Origin of the sequence: Kitasatospora sp. MAA19 (assembly GCF_029894125.1) — a bacterium.
Classification (GTDB): Bacteria; Actinomycetota; Actinomycetes; order Streptomycetales; family Streptomycetaceae; genus Kitasatospora.
On sequence record NZ_JARXYZ010000010.1, the window covers coordinates 167327 to 187493 of the forward strand.

The 20167-nt window shown below is 72.6% G+C and carries 17 protein-coding genes, 1 tRNA gene and 1 riboswitch; of the genes, 4 read left to right on the forward strand and 14 right to left on the reverse strand.

Going from position 1 to position 20167, the window contains the following annotated elements; genetic code table 11:
* Positions 1-20: 20 nt before the first annotated feature.
* From P3T27_RS17950 to P3T27_RS17975, 6 genes are all read right to left on the reverse strand, one after another.
* Positions 21-818 (reverse strand): cobalt-precorrin-6A reductase, encoded by a 798-nt coding sequence (locus tag P3T27_RS17950; protein WP_280679584.1) that lies wholly within the window; start codon positions 816-818, stop codon positions 21-23.
* Positions 818-1579 (reverse strand): precorrin-4 C(11)-methyltransferase, encoded by a 762-nt coding sequence (gene cobM / locus P3T27_RS17955; protein ID WP_280679586.1) that lies wholly within the window; start codon positions 1577-1579, stop codon positions 818-820. The genes P3T27_RS17950 and cobM overlap by 1 nt, the downstream gene beginning before the upstream one ends.
* The gene (gene cbiE / locus P3T27_RS17960; RefSeq protein WP_280679588.1) at positions 1576-2814 is read right to left on the reverse strand and encodes a precorrin-6y C5,15-methyltransferase (decarboxylating) subunit CbiE; all 1239 of its coding nucleotides are present in this window, start codon (positions 2812-2814) and stop codon (positions 1576-1578) included. Before cbiE ends, cobM begins: the two co-directional genes overlap by 4 nt.
* A gap of 221 nt (positions 2815-3035) precedes the next feature.
* On the reverse strand, positions 3036-3455 hold the full coding sequence (locus P3T27_RS17965; protein ID WP_280679590.1) for a gamma-glutamylcyclotransferase: 420 nt from the start codon (positions 3453-3455) through the stop codon (positions 3036-3038).
* A gap of 131 nt (positions 3456-3586) precedes the next feature.
* Positions 3587-4132 carry an EF-hand domain-containing protein gene (locus P3T27_RS17970; protein ID WP_280679592.1) on the reverse strand — a complete coding sequence of 182 codons (546 nt, stop codon included), beginning with the start codon at positions 4130-4132 and terminating at the stop codon, positions 3587-3589.
* Positions 4133-4315: 183 nt separating this feature from the next.
* Complete coding sequence (locus P3T27_RS17975) at positions 4316-4771, reverse strand: cytidine deaminase (protein WP_280679594.1); 456 nt, start codon at positions 4769-4771, stop codon at positions 4316-4318.
* 41 nt (positions 4772-4812) lie between these two features.
* On the opposite strand from P3T27_RS17975, the gene P3T27_RS17980 reads away from it, so the two are divergent.
* Positions 4813-5382 carry a GNAT family protein gene (locus P3T27_RS17980; protein ID WP_280679596.1) on the forward strand — a complete coding sequence of 190 codons (570 nt, stop codon included), beginning with the start codon at positions 4813-4815 and terminating at the stop codon, positions 5380-5382.
* Here P3T27_RS17980 and P3T27_RS17985 read toward each other — a convergent pair.
* From P3T27_RS17985 to P3T27_RS18000, 4 genes are all read right to left on the reverse strand, one after another.
* The gene (locus P3T27_RS17985; protein ID WP_280679598.1) at positions 5340-7019 is read right to left on the reverse strand and encodes an ABC transporter ATP-binding protein; all 1680 of its coding nucleotides are present in this window, start codon (positions 7017-7019) and stop codon (positions 5340-5342) included. The genes P3T27_RS17980 and P3T27_RS17985 overlap by 43 nt on opposite strands.
* A gap of 214 nt (positions 7020-7233) precedes the next feature.
* On the reverse strand, positions 7234-8226 hold the full coding sequence (locus P3T27_RS17990) for an ABC transporter permease (protein ID WP_280679599.1): 993 nt from the start codon (positions 8224-8226) through the stop codon (positions 7234-7236).
* A gap of 111 nt (positions 8227-8337) precedes the next feature.
* The gene (locus P3T27_RS17995; protein WP_280679600.1) at positions 8338-10089 is read right to left on the reverse strand and encodes an ABC transporter substrate-binding protein; all 1752 of its coding nucleotides are present in this window, start codon (positions 10087-10089) and stop codon (positions 8338-8340) included.
* 137 nt (positions 10090-10226) lie between these two features.
* Positions 10227-11201, reverse strand: coding sequence for an ABC transporter permease (locus tag P3T27_RS18000; protein WP_280679601.1), 975 nt, complete (start codon positions 11199-11201; stop codon positions 10227-10229).
* 305 nt (positions 11202-11506) lie between these two features.
* Positions 11507-11602: riboswitch (ZMP/ZTP riboswitch) on the forward strand.
* A gap of 41 nt (positions 11603-11643) precedes the next feature.
* Between P3T27_RS18000 and P3T27_RS18005 the strand changes: the two genes are divergently transcribed.
* Complete coding sequence (locus P3T27_RS18005) at positions 11644-13167, forward strand: glycine hydroxymethyltransferase (RefSeq protein WP_280679603.1); 1524 nt, start codon at positions 11644-11646, stop codon at positions 13165-13167.
* A 206-nt stretch (positions 13168-13373) separates the two neighbouring features.
* Here the strand turns inward: P3T27_RS18005 and P3T27_RS18010 are convergent, their stop codons facing one another.
* Together P3T27_RS18010 and P3T27_RS18015 are read right to left on the reverse strand one after the other, a co-directional pair.
* The gene (locus P3T27_RS18010; protein WP_280679605.1) at positions 13374-14804 is read right to left on the reverse strand and encodes an aldehyde dehydrogenase family protein; all 1431 of its coding nucleotides are present in this window, start codon (positions 14802-14804) and stop codon (positions 13374-13376) included.
* Positions 14805-14916: 112 nt separating this feature from the next.
* Positions 14917-15381: a DUF6624 domain-containing protein gene (locus P3T27_RS18015; RefSeq protein WP_280679752.1), complete on the reverse strand. Its 465-nt coding sequence runs from the start codon at positions 15379-15381 to the stop codon at positions 14917-14919.
* Positions 15382-15866: 485 nt separating this feature from the next.
* Here P3T27_RS18015 and P3T27_RS18020 point away from each other — a divergent pair, with 485 nt between their 5' ends.
* The gene (locus P3T27_RS18020; RefSeq protein WP_280679607.1) at positions 15867-16856 is read left to right on the forward strand and encodes a class I SAM-dependent methyltransferase; all 990 of its coding nucleotides are present in this window, start codon (positions 15867-15869) and stop codon (positions 16854-16856) included.
* 195 nt (positions 16857-17051) lie between these two features.
* On the opposite strand, the gene P3T27_RS18025 is transcribed toward P3T27_RS18020, so the two are convergent.
* Both P3T27_RS18025 and P3T27_RS18030 read right to left on the reverse strand, forming a co-directional pair.
* Entirely contained in the window at positions 17052-18734 is a 1683-nt protein-coding gene (locus tag P3T27_RS18025) for an APC family permease (RefSeq protein ID WP_280679609.1), read from the reverse strand.
* A 404-nt stretch (positions 18735-19138) separates the two neighbouring features.
* Positions 19139-19223, reverse strand: a tRNA-Leu gene (locus P3T27_RS18030).
* A gap of 486 nt (positions 19224-19709) precedes the next feature.
* Here P3T27_RS18030 and P3T27_RS18035 point away from each other — a divergent pair.
* On the forward strand, positions 19710-20141 hold the full coding sequence (locus P3T27_RS18035) for an ATP-binding protein (RefSeq protein ID WP_280679754.1): 432 nt from the start codon (positions 19710-19712) through the stop codon (positions 20139-20141).
* The last annotated feature ends 26 nt before the right edge of the window (positions 20142-20167 follow it).

A 20167-nucleotide genomic window follows, 5' to 3' on the forward strand; every position in this document is an offset into this window, starting at 1 on the left:
GGCGAATTCGCGCGGTGATTTCACACGGTGGGATGAGGTGGACGAGTCGGACCGGTCGGCCCGGGCTGGCGCAGGCGCTCCAGCCACCGCACCGCGCCGGGTACGTCCGGGGCCACCGGCACGCCGTCCGGCAGCGGTGGGCGCTCCACGACGACCACCGGCAGCCCGAGTTCGCGGGCGGCGGTGAGCTTGGGCGCGGTCGCGGCGCCGCCGCTGTCCTTGGTCACCAGGACGTCGATCCGGTGCTCGCGCAGCAGCGCCCGCTCACCGTCGAACGTGAACGGGCCCCGGTCCAGCAGGACTTCGAGCGCGGACGGCAGCGGCGGCTCGGGCGGGTCCACCGAGCGGGCGAGGAAGTGCAGTTCGTCGAGGTGGGCGAAGGTGGCGATGCCCTGCCGTCCGGTGGTGAGGAAGACCCGCCGCCCGAGGCCGGGCAGGACCTCGGCGGCCGCGGCGAGCGAGGGGACGGGGTGCCAGCGGTCCCCGGGGACCTGCGTCCAGCCGGGCCGCCGCAGTGCCAGCAGCGGCACCTCGGCGGTGGCGGCCGCGAGCGCCGCGTTGCGGGACATCCCGGCGGCGAACGGGTGGGTGGCGTCCACGACGGCGTCCACCCGTTCGCCGCGCAGCCAGGCGCTCAGCCCGTCCGGACCGCCGAAGCCGCCGATCCTCACCTCTCCGGCGGGCAACCGGGGTTGGGCGACCCGGCCGGCCAGTGAGCTGGTGACCCGCAGGGACGGCAGCTCGACGAGCGCGGCGGCCAGCGCCCGGCCCTCCGTCGTCCCGCCCAGGATCAGGACGTGTCTCGGCACGGCCGCCATCACGCTCCGCAGGGCTCGTGCGGGCGTTCGCGCTCCGCCGAGTAGAGGTGGCTGTCACGGAACTGCTCGGCGGCCAGCGTCCGTCCGACGATGATGACCGCGGTGCGGACCACGCCCGACGCCTTGAGCTGCTCCGCGATGTCGGCGAGGGTGCCGCGCAGCACCAACTCGTCCGGCCGGCTGGCCATCGCGACGACGGCGGCGGGGCAGTCGGCGCCGTAGTGGGGGAGCAGTTGCTCGACGACGTCGTCCACGTACCCGGCGGCCAGGTGCAGCACGAGCAGGGCGCCGCTGCGGCCGAGGGTGGCCAGGTCCTCGCCCTCGGGCATCGGGGTTGCGCGCTTGGCGATCCGGGTGAGGATGACGGTCTGGCCGACGGTCGGCACCGTCAACTCCCGCTTGAGCGCGGCCGCCGCGGCGGCGAAGGCGGGCACGCCGGGGACGACCTCGTACGGCACGCCTGCCGCGTCGAGGCGACGCATCTGCTCGGCGACGGCGGAGAAGACGGACGGGTCGCCGGAGTGCAGTCGGGCCACGTCCTGTCCGGCCTGGTGCGCGCGGACCAGCTCAGCGATGATCTGGTCCAGGTTGAGCTGCGCGGTGTCGATGAGGCGGGCGCCCGGCGGGCACTCGGCGAGGAGTTCGCGCGGCACCAGGCTGCCGGCGTAGAGGCAGACCTCGGCGCGGGCCAGGATGCGCTGGCCGCGCAGGGTGATCAGGTCGGCGGCGCCCGGGCCGGCTCCGATGAAGTAGACGGTCACGAGGCGTCCTCCTGGGGGGTGTTGGGCTTGACGGCGGACCACTGGGTGACCGGCATGGCCTGCCGCCACCCGGTGAAGCCGCCCACCGGGACGGCGTGCGCGACGGCGAGCCGCAGCAACTCGCCGCCGTGGCGCCGGTACCACTCGGTGAGCAGCGCCTCGGACTCCAGCGTCACGGTGTTGGCGACCAGCCGGCCGCCCGGTCGCAGGGCCGCCCAGCAACTGTCCAGCAGGCCGGGCGCGGTGAGGCCGCCACCGATGAACACCGCGTCAGGGGTCGGGAGTTCGGCGAGTGCGGCGGGGGCGGGGCCGGTCACCACACGCAGCCGCGGCACGCCCAGCGAGGCGGCGTTGCGGGTGATCCGCTCGGCCCGGACCGGGTCGCGCTCGATGCTGACGGCCTGGCAGTCGCGGTGGGCGCGCAGCCACTCGACGGCGATCGAACCGGATCCGCCGCCGACGTCCCAGAGCAGTTCGCCGGGGGAGGGGGCGAGGGTGGCGAGGGTGGCGGCGCGGACGTGCCGCTTGGTGAGCTGACCGTCGCTCTCGTACGCGGCGTCGGGCAGGCCGGGGACGAGCGAGCCACGCGGGCCGTCGCCCAGCTCGACCGCGATGACGTTCAGTGGGTCGCCGGGCGGGTGTGGCCAGCCGTCGGCCGGGCCGTCGAGCTGCCGCTCGGCCGGGCCGCCGAGCTGTTCGAGCACCCGCAGACGGGCGGTGCCGAAGCCGCGTGCGGCGAGTAGTGCGGCGACGGCGGCCGGCGTCGCGGCATCGGCGCTGAGCACGAGAAGACGGCGGCCGGGGTGGAGGGCCGGGGCGAGGGTGTCCAGCGGGCGGCCGACCAGGCTGACCACCTCGGTGGCCTCCAGCGGCCAGCCGAGTCGGGCGCAGGCGTAGGAGATTGAGGAGGGGTGCGGCAGGACGTGCAGCCGCTCGGCGCCGACCGTCTCGGCGAGGGTGCGGCCGATGCCGTAGAACATCGGGTCGCCGCTGGCCAGGACGGCCACCCGGCGGTCGGCGTGTGCCGTGAGCAGCCCTGGGACGGCCGGGCGCAGCGGGGACGGCCACGGGATGCGCTCGGCGGTGACCTCGTCGCGGGGGAGGAGAGCCAGCTGCCGGGGGCCGCCGACGACCACCTCGGCCGCCCGCAGCGCGGCTTGGCCGATGGCGGAGAGGCCGGGCCAGCCGTCGGCCCCGATCCCGACGACGGTGATCGGGAGTGGCAGCTCGGGCACCGGGTGGCTCCTTGTTGTTCGGCGGGCCGTGAGGCGGAAAGCAGGCGGCCGGGGCAGCCTACCTGGCGGTATGAGGCCGACGGTCGGCCGGAGGGGGCCGGGAGGCGGGGAGCGGTGGCGAGCGGCGGCAGCCGACGGGTAACAGATAACAGATGACAGCTAACAGATTTTGAAATCTGAAATCTGAAAGTTGTCGGTTGTCATCTGTCAGCCGTGATCCGTCACCTGTCCGCCCAGTCCCCCGACTCGATCACCGCCGGATGCTCCCGCAGTCGGTTCGCAGCGGCCGGCCCGGCGAGGTACACCCACGCCTCCCGGACCTCGCCCGCCGCCGTCCGAACCGGCAACCGTCGTCGTACGTACAGACCCGTCCCGTCCGCCCGGCAGTCCTCCAGCCGGTCCAGCGCCGCGAGCGCCCCGGCGTACGCGCCCGGGCGAACGGTGATCAGCTCACCCACGATCCGGCGCCCGGGCGTCGCATCCGGCACCGCGTACGGGTACCCGGGCCCGTCGTGCAGCGCGGCGCCGTCCAGCACGGCCGGCCGGATGTCGGCGCAGCGCCCGGTCAGGTGGGCGGCATGGTTGCGGCCGCCGCTGCGCAGGGTGCCGTAGACGAAGAACGGCAGGAACTCCTCGGGCACGGGCGCCACCTCCTGGCTGGGGGAGCGCCCACGGTACGTCCTCGCGCCCCCTCCGGGATACCCACTGCGCCCGGCCCGGCCGCCGGGCGGCGGCTGTGCCTTGGCGGGTGTCGGCTGGGGGCCGGCGGGTGTCAGAGGGCGTGCGGGGGCGTGCCCGTCCACCAGTTGCCGGGGGCGTCGGGGTCGCGGCTGGTCCAGTACTCCATGATCGCGCTGATGAACTCGGTCGCGGAGAGGGTGCCGTCGCCGTCGCGGTCGAGGTGGCGGAAGGCCTCGTCGGCGTCGTCGCGGGAGAGTCCGGCGAAGTGGCCGCGCTGGAAGACGAAGAACTCGCCGGCGTCGACCGTTCCGCTGCGGTCGGTGTCGGCGATGGCGAGGAAGGCGGCCGCGAGTGCGCCGATGCTGGTCTGCGCGGCCTCGGGATCGTCGGCGAGCGAACCGGTCGACCGGACGAACTGTTCGCGGGTGATCGTCTCGGTGCCGGCGGGCAGAAGGGCGAGGTGCAGGTCGTGCCAGATCGTCAGGTAGGCGCGGACGATGACGGCCTCGGCCTCCGAGCCCTCCTGGTGGCCGAGCGAGCGGGCGACCGCGTGGCCCATGAGGACGTGGTCCCGTTCGGTGAGGAATCCGTCACCGTCGGCGTCGAGGTGGTCGAAGCCGTGATTGAGCTTGGCCATGAGCAGATCGTTCGACAATGCGCCCCCTCGGTTGGCGATCACTACGACACGTCGCCAGCACGCTAACCCCTTGAGCCGCGCCTGCGCAGCCGAACGACCTGCGAACGGCTGTTCAGGCGCGGTCCGCGGACGCAGGCGGCGTGGACGGCGGAGGACCCGTCCGTTCTGGTCGCCGGACAACCCCTAACCGTCCAGGTGCTCGGCCCAGACGTAGGCCTCGGGGAGCAGGTCGAGGACGGGCAGGGCGAGCAGCTCCGGTCCCCGCTGGACGATGATCCTGGCGTCCGGGAAGTAGTCGAGGAGCACCTGTCGGCAGCGCCCGCACGGCGGTACGACGCCTCGGCCCTGGTCGGCGACCGCGACGACCGTGGTGAGGTCGTACGCGCCCTGGCCGGCGGCCGCGCCGATGAGGACGAGCTCCGCGCACGGACCGCCGGTGAAGTGGTAGACGTTCACGGCCGTGACGATCCGCCCGTCGGCGTTGCGTCCGGCGGCCGCGACGGTGTGGTTGTCGGCGCGGGTGTAGCGCCGGGCCACCGCCCGGGCGGCCTCGACGAGCTCGTGATCGACGGCCTGCTGGTCGACGGCCTCGCGGTCGGTGGCCTCGCGGTCGGTGGCCTCGCGATCTCCGGCGGACATATTCGCTACACCTCCCTGATCGAACATGCCAGGCTTCGAGCATGGACCGTCCGCCCCTGATCGTGCCAACGCTCACCGCCGGGCCCTTCGCCCTCCGCCCCTGGCGCCTCACCGACCTCGCCGTGGTCCGGGAGGCGGCCGCCGACCCGTACATCCCGCTGGTCACCACCGTCCCGGCCGCCCCCGCCGGGTGCGACGACGCGGCCGGCCGGGCGTTCGTCGAACGGCAGTGGGCGAAGGCGGTGGACGGCACCGGCTACTCCTTCGCCGTGGCGGGCCGGGCGGACGACCGGGCCGTCGGCTTCGTCGGGCTGTTCCCGCAGGCCGACGGCCGGTCCTCGATCGGCTACTGGACGGCCGCCTCGGCGCGAGGCCGCGCGGTGGCCGGGCACGCCCTGCGGACGGTCGCCGACTGGGCGCTGGACGATCTCGGCCTCGCCCGGCTGGAGCTGTCCATCGAACCCTGGAACACCGCCTCCCTCCGGGTCGCCGAGCGGATCGGCTTCCGACGCGAGGGCCTGCTGCGCAGCCACCGCACCGTCGGCGACGAGCGCCGCGACATGTACCTCTACGCGCTGCTCCCCACCGACCCCCGCCAGGGCCCGTCCTGATGGACCGCCGCCAGCAGTTCCCGGGTGTACTCGGTGTGCGGGGCGCTGAACAGGCGGTCGCGGTCGGTGGACTCGACCAGCCGACCCCGGTGCATCACGGCGACCCGGTCGCAGAAGTGCCGTACGACGGCGAGGTCGTGCGAGACGAACAGGAAGGCGACGCCCAGGCGTTCGCGCAGCTCCATCAGCAGGTTGAGCACCTGCGCCTGGACCGAGACGTCGAGCGCCGACACCGGCTCGTCCGCGATGATCAGGCGCGGCTGCGGGGCGAGCGCCCGGGCGATGCCGATCCGCTGGCGCTGCCCGCCGGAGAACTCGTGCGGGTAGCGGTCCAGGTGGGCGGCGGGCAGTCCGACCTGCTCCAGCAGTTCGGCCGAGCGCTCCCGCCGCTGCGCCGCGTCGAGCGAGGTGTGCAGGCGCAGCGGGGTGTCGAGGGCCTGGGCGACGGTGCGACGCGGGTTGAGCGAGGCGTACGGGTCCTGGAAGACCAGCTGGATCTCACGGCTGAGCCTGCGCCGCAACTCCCGGTCTGGCCGGGTGACGTCCTGCCCGTCGTACAACACCCGTCCTCCGGTGGGCTGTTGGAGGCCTGCCAGGACGCGTGCGGTGGTGGACTTGCCGGAGCCGGACTCGCCGACCAGTCCGAGCGTCTCACCGGGCGCGATGCGCAGTCCGACGCCCTCGACCGCCCGGACGGGCTCGGCGCGCAGCCCGGGGAAGCGGCGCCGCCCGGGGAAGTGGACGGTGAGGTCCGCCACCTCGACCAGCCAGCGCTCTGGTTGTCCGATGACCCGGGGCGCGAATCCGGCGACGGGTGACGGATCGTCAACAGTCGGAAGTGGAGCGCCGGGTACCGACTCCAGGGTGAGCGCCGCCCCCACCAGCGCGCGGGTGTACGGCTCGCGCGGCGCGGCCAGCAGCTCGGCGGTCGGCGCGGACTCGACCTGGACGCCGCCGCGCAGTACGAGCGTGCGGTCCGTCATCCCCGCGACCACGCCGAGGTCGTGGCTTACCAGCAGTACAGCGGTGCCGTGCTCGCGCTGCAACTCGTCGAGCAGGTCCAGGACCTGCCGCTGCACCCGGGAGTCGAGCGCGGTGGTGGGCTCGTCCGCGATGAGCACCTTCGGGTCGTTCATCAGCGCCATGGCGATCATCACCCGCTGGCGCATCCCGCCGGAGAACTGGTGCGGGAAGTCGCGCACCCGGGCGGCCGGGATGCCGACCCGGTCGAGCATCGCGGCCGCTCGCCGACGGGCCTCGGTGCGGCCGGTGCCGGGGTGGTGGAGCCGGTACATCTCGGCGAGTTGGGCGCCGACGCCGTGGAAGGGGCTGAGCGAGGTGAGCGCGTCCTGGAAGACCAGCGCGGCCCGGCCGCCCCGGACCGGGCGCAGTTCGGACTCCGTCGCGCCCACCAACTCCTGTCCGTTCAGCCGGATCGAGCCGGTGACCGTGGTGGTACGCGGGTCGTGCAGGCCGAGGACGGCGAGGCCGGTGGCCGACTTGCCGGAGCCCGACTCGCCGACCAGGCCGAGGACTTCGCCGGGGGCGAGGTCGAAGGAGAGCCCCCGGACGGCGGTCACGGGTGCGCCGCCGCGCGGGTCGGCGAAGGTGACGGTCAGATCCCGAACGCTCAGCACAGGCTCGGAAGCGGGCCCGGAAGCCAGCCCGGAAGCGGGCCCGGAGACCAGCCCGGAAGCGGGCCCGGAGACCAGCCCGGAAGCGGGCCCGGAGACCAGCCCGGAAGCGGGTCCGGAGACCAGCCCGGAGGCAGCCCCGAAAGCAAGCCCAGGACCTGGCCCGGGAACGGCCCCGGAAACGGACTCAACAGTGGACGTCATCGAACGGCTCCAGTCAGCTCAGGCGGATTCGCGGGTCGAGCCAGGCCACCACCAGGTCGGCCAGCGCGACGAACAGCACCACGAAGCAGGCGGCCAGCAGCACCGCGCCGACCACCGCGGGCAGGTCCTGCCCGGACACGGCCTCCGCGGTGAACCGCCCGACCCCGTTCAGCCCGAACACCGTCTCGGTGATGACCGCCCCGCCGAGCAGTGCCCCGGTCTCCAGACCGAGCAGCTGCACCAGCGGTCCGGCCGCGCCGCGCGAGGTGTACTTGAGGTGGGCGCGCAGTCGGCCGAGGCCCTTGCCGCGGGCCGTGCGCACGTACTCCTCGTTCATCGTCTCCAGCAGCTGGGAGCGCGAAAGCCGGGCGAAGACCGCCGAGTTGACGAATCCGAGGACGAGCCAGGGGAGCAGCATCCCGCCCGCCCAGGCGGCGAGGTCCTCGGCCGGCGGGGTGTAGGAGGGAAGCGGAAGCAGGCCGGTGGAGTAGACCAGCGCCCACTGCGCGACGTACCCGAGGAAGTAGATCTGCACGCTGGCGCCGACGAGGGTGAAGCCCGAGAGCAGCCGGTCGGTGCGGCCGCCGTGGCGCAGCGCCGAGACGAACCCGGTGCCGAGGCCGAGCACCAGCAGGACGGCGAGGGCGCCCGCGGCCAGCGAGAAGGTGACCGGCAGGTGGTCGACCAGGGCCTCGGTGACGGGCTGGTGCAGCCGGTAGGAGTAGCCGAGGCAGGGCGCGTCGCAGTGGATGACCGAGCCGTCCACGTCGCCGATGTCCCGCCCGGTCACGACTCCGGCGAGGTAGTCGGTGTACTGGGTGAGCAGGGGCTGATCCAGGCCCATGCTCTGGCGCACCGCCGCGACCTGGCCGTTGTCGCAGCGCGGGCCGCAGGCGGCGCGGGCCGGGTCGGCGGGCGCGGCGTAGAAGAGGGCGAAGGCGGCGGCGGAGACCGCGACCAGGACGGCGAGGGCCTGGAGGGTCCGCCGCAGGGCGAAGGAGAGCATGGCCGGTCCAGGGTCGACGAGACGGGGGGAGTCGGTAGGGGCCCGCCCCCGCGGCGGGCGCGGCGGGGGCGGGTAGCGGCGGGGGCGGTAGCGAGGAAGCGGCTACGACGCTCAGGACTTCAGGTACAGCCAGGCCAGGCTCACCGTGCCGTAGATGGGGTGGACGAACGCCCCGCCGACGTTGGAGCCGCGCAGCTGGTTGACGGTCGGGTAGGCGAACGGCAACACCGGGACGTCCTTCATCACGGTCTTCTCCAGCGCGTACAACTCCTTGGCCTTGGCGCGCGGCTCGCCGATCTGGTTGATCCGGTCGATCTCCTTGTCGACCTCGGGGTTGCGGTAGCGCGCGGAGTTGAGGTCGCTGCCGGCGCGGCCGTCGAAGGAGAACGGGATCAGCGTGGACGGGGTCGGCCAGTCGACGGACGAGGTCTCCTCGAACAGGTCGTACGGGGAGTCGGCGCGGTGCACCTCGTCCAGGAACGCCTTGGGATCGATCGGCTTGGGCACGATGGTGATGCCGGACTTGGCGAAGCCGTCCACCAGCACCTGCGCGACGCGCTGCCCGTCCGGGGTGTTCTTGTATCCGTAGGTCAGGCTCGCGGGCGCCTGCTTGGCCTTGGCAAGCGCGGCCTTGGCGGCCTCCGGGTCTCCCTCGGGCCTGGCCGGGTAGAGGTCGTACTTCTCCCAGTCGATCAGCGCGGGCGAGCTGAGGGTGGTGGCGAGTTCGCCGATCCGGGAGCCGCCCTGGACCTGGCGGGCCTGCTGGCGCGGGTAGCCGAGGTGCAGCGCCTTGCGGACCTCGACGTCCGGCACCCGCTCGTTGTTGATCACCAGCTGGGTGACGAAGGCGCCCTGGCGGCCGGAGACGACCAGGTCCTTGGCCTTCGGGTCGGTGTCGGCGGTCTGGTACAGCTCGGGGGAGAGCACGTCGGAGGCGGTGGTGGCATTGGCGCCGCCGTCGCGTCCGGAGAGGATCTCCTGGTTGCTGTTGAGCGCCTCCTTGCCGTACGTGAAGACGAACTTGTCCGGGTACTGGCTGCGGATCGGGTCGGTCTCCGCCTTCCAGTACGGGTTGCGCTCCAGCACCATGCGGGTGTTCTGGACGTGCTCGACGATCCGGTACGGGCCGGTGGCGAACGGCTGCCGGTCGTAGTCCGTCCCGGTGTCCTTGTCCCGGCGCACCGGCGAGGACGAGGACTGCGCGGCCATGTACGGGACGTCGGCCTGCGGCTGCGGGAAGTGGAAGACGAGGGTGCGCTCGTCCGGCGTCTCGATCGCGGCCAGGTCGCCGTCCTGCGGGCCCGCGTACTTCGTGCGCGCCGCCTCGTAGCTCGCCTCGCCGGTGAGCCACTGCGGCCAGTACGGCGGGCCGACCTCGTAGCCCTTGCCGAAGGTGCGCTCGATGCCGTACTTGACGTCCTGGGCGGTGATCGGCTTGCCGTCCTCCCAGGCCACGCCGTCCTTGAGCCGGTACGTCCAGGTGCGCCCGCCGTCGCCGGAGGTGCCGGTGTCGGTGGCCAGGTCGCCGACCAACTTGGCCTTGCCGTCCACCACCTGATACTGCGTCAGCTGGCGTCCCCAGAGCAGCGAGGCGTTGTACGCCGCACCGGCGTAGACCTTCTGCGGGTCGAGGTGGCGGAACTCGACGCTGTTGTACACGTTCACGGTGCCGCCCGAGCGGGCGCCGGGCACGGCGGGGGCCGGGCCGGCGCTCTCCTTCTCGCCGCCGAGCGCGGCGGTCAGTGGGGACGTGTCCTTGGCGGAGGCCCCGGCGGTAGCCGGACCGGTGCCCGCGCCGGCTGAGCAGGCGCTCGCCAGCAGGGCGGTGGCGACGACGGCGAGGGACGGTTTGGTCCAGCGCATGGCGAATCTCTCCTTGCCCCGCTGTCGGGGCGGGCTTGGGGTGATGGATCGGAGACTTGGGGTGATGGGATGGGGAGCAGGGCTCGGTGGGCGGGGAGGGCGGGCCCTGCGGGCGGGGAGTTCGGAGGGGGCGGGGCTCAGCGGCCGGCGCGCGGGTCCAGCGCGTCCCGGACGGCGTCGCCGAGCAGGTTGAAGGCGAGCACGAAGAGCAGCAGCGCCACACCCGGGAAGACCATGTAGGTCGGGTCGGCCTGGAAGACCTCCGAACCGCGGGAGATCATCCGCCCCCAGTCCGGGATCGGCTCCGTGATGCCGACGCCGAGGAAGGACAGCACCGCCTCGGAGGCCACGAAGGTCGGCACCGCCATCGTGGCGTGCACCAGCAGCTGCGAGCGGACATTCGGCAGCAGTTCGTGGACGACGACATGAAAGCGGCCGGCGCCCTGGGCCCGGGCGGACTGCACGAAATCCCTTTCCCGGAGCGATCGGACGGTGGCTCGCAAGGAAAGTGCGAGCGGAATCCAGCCGAACGCGGAGAAGACCAGGATCAGTACCAGGAACTGCATCCACTCCGGTTCCGCGGCGCCCGGATCGACCAGTCGGGACTGGACGACGGGGCTCAGCGCGAGAAGCAGGAGCAGGGTCGGAAAGGCCAGCAGCACATTGGCCAGAAAGCCGAACAGCCGGTCCGTGATCCCGCCGAGGTAGCCGACCGCGACCCCGGCCAGTACGCCGAGCGTGGTGGTCACGGCGGCGGAGGCGAAGGCGATCAGCAGCGAGGTGCGGATGCCGTAGAGCAGTTGGGTCAGGACGTCCCGGCCGAGCCCCGGCTCCAGGCCGAACCAGAAGTCGCCGGAGATGCCGCCGTTCGGCAGGACCGGCAGGCCGCCGTCGCTGAGCAGGCCGGGGGTGTTCTGGCCGTAGTGCTCGGCCGGGTTCTTCCCGTACAGGGCGGCGATCAGCGGGGCGGCCAGGGCGAGCAGCAGGAAGAGCAGGACGACGGCGAGGGCGGCGGCGCCGACCCGGTCGCGCAGGAGGCGGCCGAGCGGCCTCGGTGCGGCGGGTGCAGGGACGGCGGGTGCGGGCCCCGCTGCTGTTTCGACCACGGCCATGAGAGGCGTACTCCCCGAATTCTCCGCCGCCCTGTGGGTGAGGGTGCGCTGGTGTGCATTTCCGAACCGGCCACCGGGGGTTTCCCGGCGGCCGTCCGAGCGCCATCAGACCGGACGCGGAGGGAGGTTCGCAAATCACCTTCGGAGGTTTTCCCGGGCATTGTTTCGGTGCGTATTGCGGCTTCATTCGGCGTCATCGTGCCGCAATACCGGCGTTGCAGGAGAACGGACATCGAGGGGCAAAGCGGGCGGGCCGTCCTGAATCCCGAGACCTCCGCCACATCGTCCCGGGCATTGATACGATCCGGGGGAGCCGCGACTGGCGCGCAGGGATGGAACCGACCATCGGGAAGCGGCTCCGTGCACCCGCACGACAGTTGCCGAGCGCCTGGGCCGTCCGTACTCGTCCGTACACCACGTCGTACACCACGAGGAGACCGCCTTGGCCACCCCGCAGACCCCCCAGACCTCGCACACGGCCGCGAACGCCGCCGGCGACGCCCCACAGACCCCGAAGACCCCGCACACCGCCGCCACCGCGGCCGCCGACACCGCCTTCCGCAGCGCCCTCGACGTGGTCGCCGGCGTGGAGCCGCGGATCGCCGCCGCCATCGGCCAGGAGATCGAGGACCAGCGCGCCTCGCTCAAGCTGATCGCCAGCGAGAACTACGCCTCCCCGGCCGTCCTGCTCGCCATGGGCAACTGGCTCAGCGACAAGTACGCCGAGGGCACCGCGGGCCGCCGCTTCTACGCGGGCTGCCGCAACGTCGACACCGTCGAGACCATCGCCGCGGAGCACGCCCGCGCCCTGTTCGGCGCCGACCACGCGTACGTCCAGCCGCACTCCGGCATCGACGCCAACCTCACCGCCTTCTGGGCCGTCCTGTCCCAGCAGGTGGAGAGCCCGGCACTGGAACGGGCCGAGGTCCGGAGCGTCAACGACCTCACCGAACAGGACTGGGCCGAACTGCGCCAGGCGCTCGGCAACCAGCGGATGCTCGGCATGTCCCTGGACACCGGGGGCCACCTCACCCACGGCTTCCGGCCCAACATCTCGGGCAAGATGTTCGACCAGCGCAGCTACGGCACCGACCCGGCCACCGGCCTGATCGACTACGACGCGCTGCGCGAGACCGCCCGCGAGTTCCGCCCGCTGATCCTGGTGGCCGGCTACTCCGCGTACCCGCGGCTGGTGAACTTCCGGAAGATGCGCGAGATCGCGGACGAGGTCGGCGCGACCCTGATGGTCGACATGGCGCACTTCGCCGGCCTGGTCGCGGGCAAGGTGCTGACCGGCGACCACGATCCCGTCCAGCACTCCCAGATCGTCACCACGACCACCCACAAGTCGCTGCGCGGCCCGCGCGGCGGCATGGTGCTGTGCAACGCCGAGCTGGCCGAACACGTCGACCGAGGCTGCCCGTTGGTGCTCGGCGGACCGCTCTCGCACGTCATGGCGGCCAAGGCGGTCGCCTTCGCCGAGGCCCGCCGCCCCGAGTTCCAGGCCTACGCCCGCGCCGTCGTCGACAACGCCCGGGCGCTCGCCGAGGGCCTGTTGCGCCGCGGCGGGAAGCTGGTCACCGGCGGCACCGACAACCACCTCGTCCTCGCCGACGTCTCCGGCTACGGCCTGACGGGCCGTCAGGCCGAGGCGGCGCTGCTCGACGCGGGCGTCGTCACCAACCGCAACTCCGTCCCGCAGGACCCGAACGGCGCCTGGTACACCTCGGGCGTGCGCCTCGGCACCCCGGCGCTCACCACCCGCGGCCTCGGCACCGCCGAGATGGACGAGATCGCCGCCCTGATCGACACCGTCCTGCGCGCCACCACCCCGGCCGCCGGCGCGAAGGGCGCCCCGTCCAAGGCCCAGTACGTCCTGGACGCCGCCGTACGCGACGGTGTCGCCAAGCGCGCCGCCGACCTCCTCGCCCCCTTCCCGCTCTACCCGGGCGTCGACCTCGCCTGACAGTGAGGATGTGACGTGGCTCCTCCGGTAGGTCTGACCCTCCGCCTGACCGACGCCCGGAGCCTGGTCCGGGCCCGCCGCTCCTGCCTCGGCGGGCCCGGACCTGCGCTGTCCGGACCGCCCCTGACCGGACCGGCTCCGCCCGGGCCGACCCGCTCCCGGATCAGCTCCGCCCTCGGATCAGCTCCACAGTCGGACCAACTCCGCTAGTACTGCAGCGACTTGTACTGCAGGAACTCCTCCAGGCCGTGGCGGCCGAGTTCGCGGCCGAGGCCGGAGCTCTTGTAGCCGCCGAACGGGGCGAGCGGGTTGAAGCGGCCGCCGTTGAGGTCGACCTGGCCGGTGTCGAGGCGGCGGGCGAAGGCGGCGGCGGTGTCCGTGTCTGCCGCCCAGACGCCGCCGGCCAGGCCGTACTCGGTGCCGTTGGCGAGTTCGACGGCGTGGTCCTCGTCCCGGTAGGGGAGGACCACCAGGACGGGGCCGAAGACCTCCTCCTGGGCGACCGCCATGTCCGGCGCGACGTCGGCGAGTACGGTCGGGTGGACGTAGAAGCCGGTGGGCAGCCCGGGGACGGGCTCCGCGCCGCCGACGACCAGCCGGGCACCCTCGGCGAGCGCACCCTCGATGTAACCACGCACCCGGGTCAGCTGCTTGGCGTTGACCAGCGGGCCGATCCGGGTCTGCGGGTCGGATGGGTCGCCCGGGACGTACTTGGCGGCGGCCTTGGCGGCCGTCGCGACCGCTTCCTCGTACTGGTCCTGGTGCACCAGCAGGCGGGTCCACGCGCTGCACGTCTGGCCCGAGTTGGCGAAGACGTTGGCGACGTTGACGTTGACCGCCCGGGCCAGGTCGGCGCCCGGCAGTACCACGTTGGCGGACTTGCCGCCGAGCTCCAGGGCGACCCGCTTCAGCCCCCGGCCGGCCGTCTCGGCGACCTGTCGGCCGACGGTGGTGGACCCGGTGAACGAGACCACGTCCACGCCCGGGTGGGCGGCGAGCGCCGCGCCCGCCACCGCGCCCGTGCCGGTCACCAGGTTGAACACGCCCGCCGGGAATCCCGCCTCGTGCACCAGACGGGCGAACAGCCGGGCCACCAACGGGGTGTCCTCGGCCGGCTTGAGGACGGCCGGGCAGCCGGCCGCCAGGGCCGGGACGACCTTGGCCACGATCTGGTGCAAGGGGTAGTTCCACGGCGTGATCGCCGCGACCACCCCGGCGGGCTCGGCGAGCACCACCGAGTTGCCGATCCGCTCCTCGAAGGGGTGCTCGGCGAGCAGCGCCAGGTAGGAGGTCGCCACGGCCAGCGGCAGCCCGGCGTGCACGGCGGCGGCGAAGCCGACCGGAGCGCCCAGTTCGGCGACCACCGTCGCGGTGATCTCCTCCTGGGCGGCGGCGATCCCGTCCCGCAGCCGGGCCAGCAGGGTGAGCCGGTCCTCGCGGGTGGTCGCCGCCCAGCTGCCGGCCGCCCGGCGGGCCGCGGCCACTGCGGCGTCGACGTCGGCCGCCCCGCCGGCCGGCACGGTGGCGAGTACCCGCTCGGTCGCCGGGTTCAGCACCGTGATCGACCCGGCGTCGTCCCGGGAGGGCCGCCAGGCGCCGTCGATGTACTGGTCGCCGTACTCCGCGTGCTGGTGCACCGGGTGTCCTCTCATCCGATTGGCCGCTTAACTAACAGCGCTAGTCAAAGGCCAGTCAAGGCGGCCCGGGTGGCCGCACGCAAGAGCCAATCCGGCCCGGTGGACCAGCCGGTTACCTCGGGGCGAACCGCGCGGTGTACTCGTCGAACGGCTCGATCCCCACGCCCGCGCGCCGCTCGTCCAGCCGCTCCGGGTCCTCGCACGGCCACGGCACCGGGCGGCCGTCCGCGACCGTGCCGATCTGCGTGCCGTAGCGCTGCTCGCGGCCCTCGTTGACGGCCAGTCGGTCCTGCAGGAACGCGAGGTCCCGAGCGCTCGCGGCGCCCACCGCCACTGCTTCCGCCATCAGCGCCACCGCCCGCCGCTGGACGTCGAGTTGGCGGTCCGCGTGCTGTGCGACCAGCCAGGCCGACCGGGCGGCCTCCGGACCCACGGACTGCTCCGTCGGCCAGCCGTGGCCCGCCATGATCTCGGCGAGCCGGTCCCCGTGCCGGGCCGTCAGCCGCCGCCAGACAGCCTGTTCGACGAGGTCCGGGCTGTTCGCCAAGGGGGCGGCAGCGGCGTCCTCGGCCAGCATCGTGATCAACTCCTCTGCCAGGGGCCGCAACTGGCCGTCCTGCGGGTGCTGCTCCGCTGCCGTCGCCGCCGTCGTCCCTGTCGTCGTCTCTGCCGCCATCGCTCTGCTCCTCGCGTCCGGGCCCGCTCCTCGGGGGTCGCCCGAGATCACGGTAGGCGGGGAAGGAGCGACGAAGATCATCCCCGAGGGCGGTGACTTGGCGGCGCCGCTGCGCGAGAATGGACGAACCGTCCCGAAGGCGCCGTGTTAACCCTCCGGCAGCGAAACGGCGGTTCACGAAACTCATCGCGCGAAAGGCTCCTCACGCCTGTGCGCGCGGCTGTAGATTGCAGCGAACTCAGCGCTGGGCCACTACTGTTGCCAGTGGTATGTCGTGGTGCGCATGGTCCGGTACCGGTGTGTCCCACGGTCCGACGGGGGACTGCCACCGGGCTGAGGTATGGCTCAAATCCGCAGGTCATCCCGTACCGCATAAGGAGCATCCCGTGACCGATGCCGCGTTGAAGGACGAGTCGCAGCGGCCTGCCGAGCCGGCCGGGCTGGAGGACGTTCCGGGTTGGTTCTGGGACCATGACCGGCACTCGTTCGACTGGTTCATGGGACGGCAGGAGAAGGCCGGGGTCACCGGCGACCTGCTGGAGATGGGTGCGTACCTGGGCCGCAGCGCGATTGTGGTCGGTGAGCACCTCCAGCCCGGCGAGACGTTCACCGTCTGTGACCTCTTCGACTCGGACGCGCCGGACGACGAGAACGCGGCCGAGATGGACATCTCCTACCGGAAGTCGCTGACCCGCTCCGCCTTCGAGACCAACTACCTCTCCTTCCACGACGAGCTGCCGGAGATAATCCAGGCCCCGACGTCCGTCCTGGCCGGCGGGCGGATCGCGGCGGGCGCGTTCCGGTTCATCCACATCGACGCCTCGCACCTGTACGAGCACGTCGTGGGCGACCTCCAGGTGGCCCGGGTCGCGTTGCAGGAGCAGGGCGTCGTGGTCTTGGACGACTACCGCTCCCAGCACACCCCGGGCGTGGCCGCCGCGACCTGGGGAGCGGTGTTCAACCACGGGCTCAAGCCGATCATGCTGACCGAGTGCAAGTTCTACGGCACCTGGGGCGACCCGGAGCCGTTCCAGCGCGACCTGCTCGACCGGGTGGACCTCGCCGCGGGCTGCTACCTCAGCACCGAGACGCTGAACGGGCAGCAGGTGCTCCGGATGACCGGCACCTCGGAGGGGATCGGCGCCTTCCGTCCCTCCCGCCACCACCGGCGGCTGGCCGCCGAGGTCGCCCGGCACGAGGCCGAGCAGGCGGAGGAGGAGTCCCGCCGGGCCCAGGAGGAGGCCGCCCGCAACCTCGCCGCCCGCCGCGCCCGCGCCGCCGAGCTGCGCCGCCCGGCCAACGTCGCCAAGCGCGCCGCCCGCGACCTGCTCCCCCCGGTCGTCACCTCGGTCATCCGCCGCGCCCGCCGCGGCTGACGGCGGGCAGCGGGCAGCGGACGGACTTCAACCGACAGATGTCAGCGAACAGATAACAGAATCTGAAATCTGTTATCTGTTCGCTGAAACTTGTCATCTGTCATCTGTCGGCCGTCGGCCGGCCACCCGCCACCCCGCGCCAACGCCGAAGGGCCGGTCGAGGAACTCGACCGGCCCTTCACCGCTACACGCCCCTCAGGTCCGCGAGTGCTCCCGGCCGGAGGTCTCGCCGGTCTCACCAGCCGCCCCAGCCTCCCCGGCAGCACCGGCCGCGCTCTCCTCGGCCATCTCGCGCCGAACGGCGGCCAGGGAGGGGTTGGCCCATGCGCTGGCGACGCCCCAGCGGTAGAAGGCCAGCCCGAGGGCTGCGACGACCAGCATGTCCCAGCCCTCGGGCAGGTAGCCGCGGCCGCCGAAGTCGGTGCTGCCGGCCCACGAGACGCCGGCCATCACGAACAGGTACGCGACCATCCAGGCGCCCGCCCGCAGGTGCGGCCGAAGCTCGGCCCAGGGCTTGCGCAGCTCGTACCAGGCCCAGATCGGCAGGCCGGCCGCCATCAGCAGGATGACCTTGCCGGTGAGGGGCCAGCGGGCCCAGTACAGGACCAGCGAGCCGAACACCATCGCGACGGGCGCGATCACCGGCATCGCCCGCAGCTGGACCGGCCGGGGCAGGTCGGGCGCGAGGCGGCGCAGCGCCATCACGGCGACCGGGCCGGTGACGTACGAGATCACGGTGGCCACCGAGACGATCTCGGCCAGCGAGCCCCAGCCGCGGAAGACCGCGAGGAACAGGAAGGCGACCACCAGGTTGAGCACCAGGGCCGGGCGCGGGATGCCGGTGCGGGCGTCCACCTTGCCGAAGATCCGCGGCAGGTGGCCGTTCTCCTGCACGCCGTGGATCATGCGCGAGGTGGTGGCGGCGTAGATCATCCCGGTGCCGCTGGGCGAGACGAACGCGTCCGCGTACAGCAGCAGGGCGAGCCAGTTGAGGCCCCAGACCATCGCGAGGTCGGCGAGCGGCGAGGTGTAGGCCAGGCTGCTCCAGCCGTGCGACAGGTCGGCGGCCGGGATGGCACCGAGGAAGGCGATCTGCAGCGCGACGTAGATCACCAGGGCGATCAGGATCGAGCCGATGACGGCCTTCGGCAGCGACTTGCCGGGGTTGCGGGCCTCGCCGGCCAGGTTGAGCGGGGACTGGAAGCCGTTGAAGGCCCAGACGATGCCGGACACCGCGACGGCGGTGAACACGGCGCTCCAGCCGTTCGGCGCGAAGCCGCCGTGGTCGGTGAAGTGGGCGGTGTCGAAGTGCGCGAAGAGTAGGGCGCCGGCGGTCAGCGTCGGTACGACGACCTTGAAGACGGTGATCGCGGTGTTGGTCTTGGCGAACATCGTGATCGCGAACCAGTTGAGGACGAAGTAGCCGATCAGCAGTACGCTGGCCAGCGCCACCCCGCTGAGTGTGAGCTCCTTGCCGTTGTACAGCCCTTGCGCCCAGCCGAAGTGCCAGGAGCTCATGTACTGGACGGAGGCGGTGGCCTCGCCGGGGATGACCGAGACGATGGCGATCCAGTTGGCCCAGGCGGCGAGGTAGCCGGCCAGCGAGCCGTGCGAGTACTGGCCGTACCGGACCATGCCGCCGGCCTTCGGGAACATCGACCCCAGCTCGCTGTACGTGAGCGCGATGGTCAGCGCCACCGCCGCTCCGATCACCCAGGCCAGGATCGACGCGGGGCCGGCCAGCCGGGCGGCCCGCTCGGCGCCGAACAGCCATCCGGATCCGATGATCGACCCGAGCCCGACGGCAGTCAGGCTGATGGTGCCGAGCGATCGGCGGTAGTTCTGATGTGATGCCGTCGGCGACTCGGTCTCACTCAACGTATCGGTCCTCTCGCTCGGGGTTTCATCGGGTGGTGTCGTGGTTTTTGCGTTGGTTTCCGGACAAACGGAAAGCAGCTTATGGGCCAAAAACGGGCGAATACCTCAGGGGAAGCTCAAACCGTCCGATCGTTGCCATCTCGTGTCCGGTTCCCGGGCCGCAGAGCGCCCAAGAGTCGCGCGGATCACAAGGATTGGGCCGCCCGCACGAGGTCGCACGAGGTCGCACGAGGCCGCATGGGACCGGCACGGTCCACTCGGTCCACTCAGTTCGCACGGGCCCGCACACGGAACCCGCGAGCAGTGACGGCCGTGAGCATCGACGGCCGAGGGCCGCGGGCCACAGGCCGGGAAAAAGGAAATTCCCCGCGGGTTCCTTTCGGATCCCACAGGGAATTCGATTGTGTCCGAGGGGGGACTTGAACCCCCACGCCCGATAAAGGGCACTAGCACCTCAAGCTAGCGCGTCTGCCATTCCGCCACCCGGACGGGGTGTGTGCTTCGGGGTTTTTCTCGCCCCCTCGGCGACAGAGAGAACATTACCAGGGTTCTGGAGTGCTTCTCACCTGCGTTTCCCCGGTGGGGGGAGGTCCGGGCCGGTCCGGATGGTCGGGCTGGCTGGGACGGGTCGCCAGGGCGCGCGAAACCCGGCCGAAGCGGTGGCGAGCGCGAAGGAAACAGTCGACCCTGGCGGCGGCCGTGGTCGGTTCCGGCCGGAAGCGGTCCGACACGGGCAAGTTGTCGACGGTGCCACGGTCTCGCCGGTGCCTCTTCTAGCCTCTGTGGACCGAGGGCGCCATGAGCGGAACGCCTGACTCCCGGGGCGCGGACAACTCCCGGGTCGCGGACGAAGGGCGGCTGGACGTGGAGCAGATCAGCGGGGCGGCGAAGGCCGAGCCAAGACGCGGCAGTCCGGAACGCGGGCCCGCCGAGCCGGAACGCGGGCCCGCCGAGCCGGACCGTACCCCCGCCGGGCTGGTGGAGGGCGTGTGGCGCTTCCCGGTGCCGGCCGCCGAGGCCTCGGTGCCGCTCACCCGGCACGCGGTACGCGACCGCCTGCTGGCCCAGGGGATGGTCGGGGTGCGCTACCAGGAGCTACTGGACGACGTGCTGTTGATCGTCTCCGAGCTGGTGAGCAACGCGGTGACGCACGCGGCGGAGCTGTCGCCCGAAGTGATCACCGAGCTGGCCGTGCGCCGGGGCTGGGTGCGGGTGTCGGTCGAGGACGGCGACCCGTACCGGCCGAAGGCGCTGGAGAGCGATGCCGGGCGAACCGGCGGCCGCGGCCTGCTGCTGGTGAAGAGCGTGACGCTCCAGGCCGGCGGGGTGTGCGACGTGGAGCGGACCGGGGAGGGCGGCAAGGTCATCTGGGCCTCGCTGCCCGTCCCCCCGGAGACCGGCGACTGAGCCGCACCCCGCCCGCGGCGAACCGC

Bases quoted from the DNA above. Each gene is read 5' to 3' on its own strand.
- P3T27_RS17990 (WP_280679599.1), bottom strand. From the start codon at position 8,226: ATGCTCTCCTTCGCCCTGCGGCGGACCCTCCAGGCCCTCGCCGTCCTG.
- P3T27_RS17980 (WP_280679596.1), top strand. From the start codon at position 4,813: ATGGACCGTCCGCCCCTGATCGTGCCAACGCTCACCGCCGGGCCCTTC.
- P3T27_RS17975 (WP_280679594.1), bottom strand. From the start codon at position 4,771: ATGTCCGCCGGAGATCGCGAGGCCACCGACCGCGAGGCCACCGACCGC.
- P3T27_RS17995 (WP_280679600.1), bottom strand. From the start codon at position 10,089: ATGCGCTGGACCAAACCGTCCCTCGCCGTCGTCGCCACCGCCCTGCTG.
- P3T27_RS17950 (WP_280679584.1), bottom strand. From the start codon at position 818: ATGGCGGCCGTGCCGAGACACGTCCTGATCCTGGGCGGGACGACGGAG.
- P3T27_RS17970 (WP_280679592.1), bottom strand. From the start codon at position 4,132: ATGGCCAAGCTCAATCACGGCTTCGACCACCTCGACGCCGACGGTGAC.
- P3T27_RS18000 (WP_280679601.1), bottom strand. From the start codon at position 11,201: ATGGCCGTGGTCGAAACAGCAGCGGGGCCCGCACCCGCCGTCCCTGCA.
- P3T27_RS18015 (WP_280679752.1), bottom strand. From the start codon at position 15,381: ATGCTGGCCGAGGACGCCGCTGCCGCCCCCTTGGCGAACAGCCCGGAC.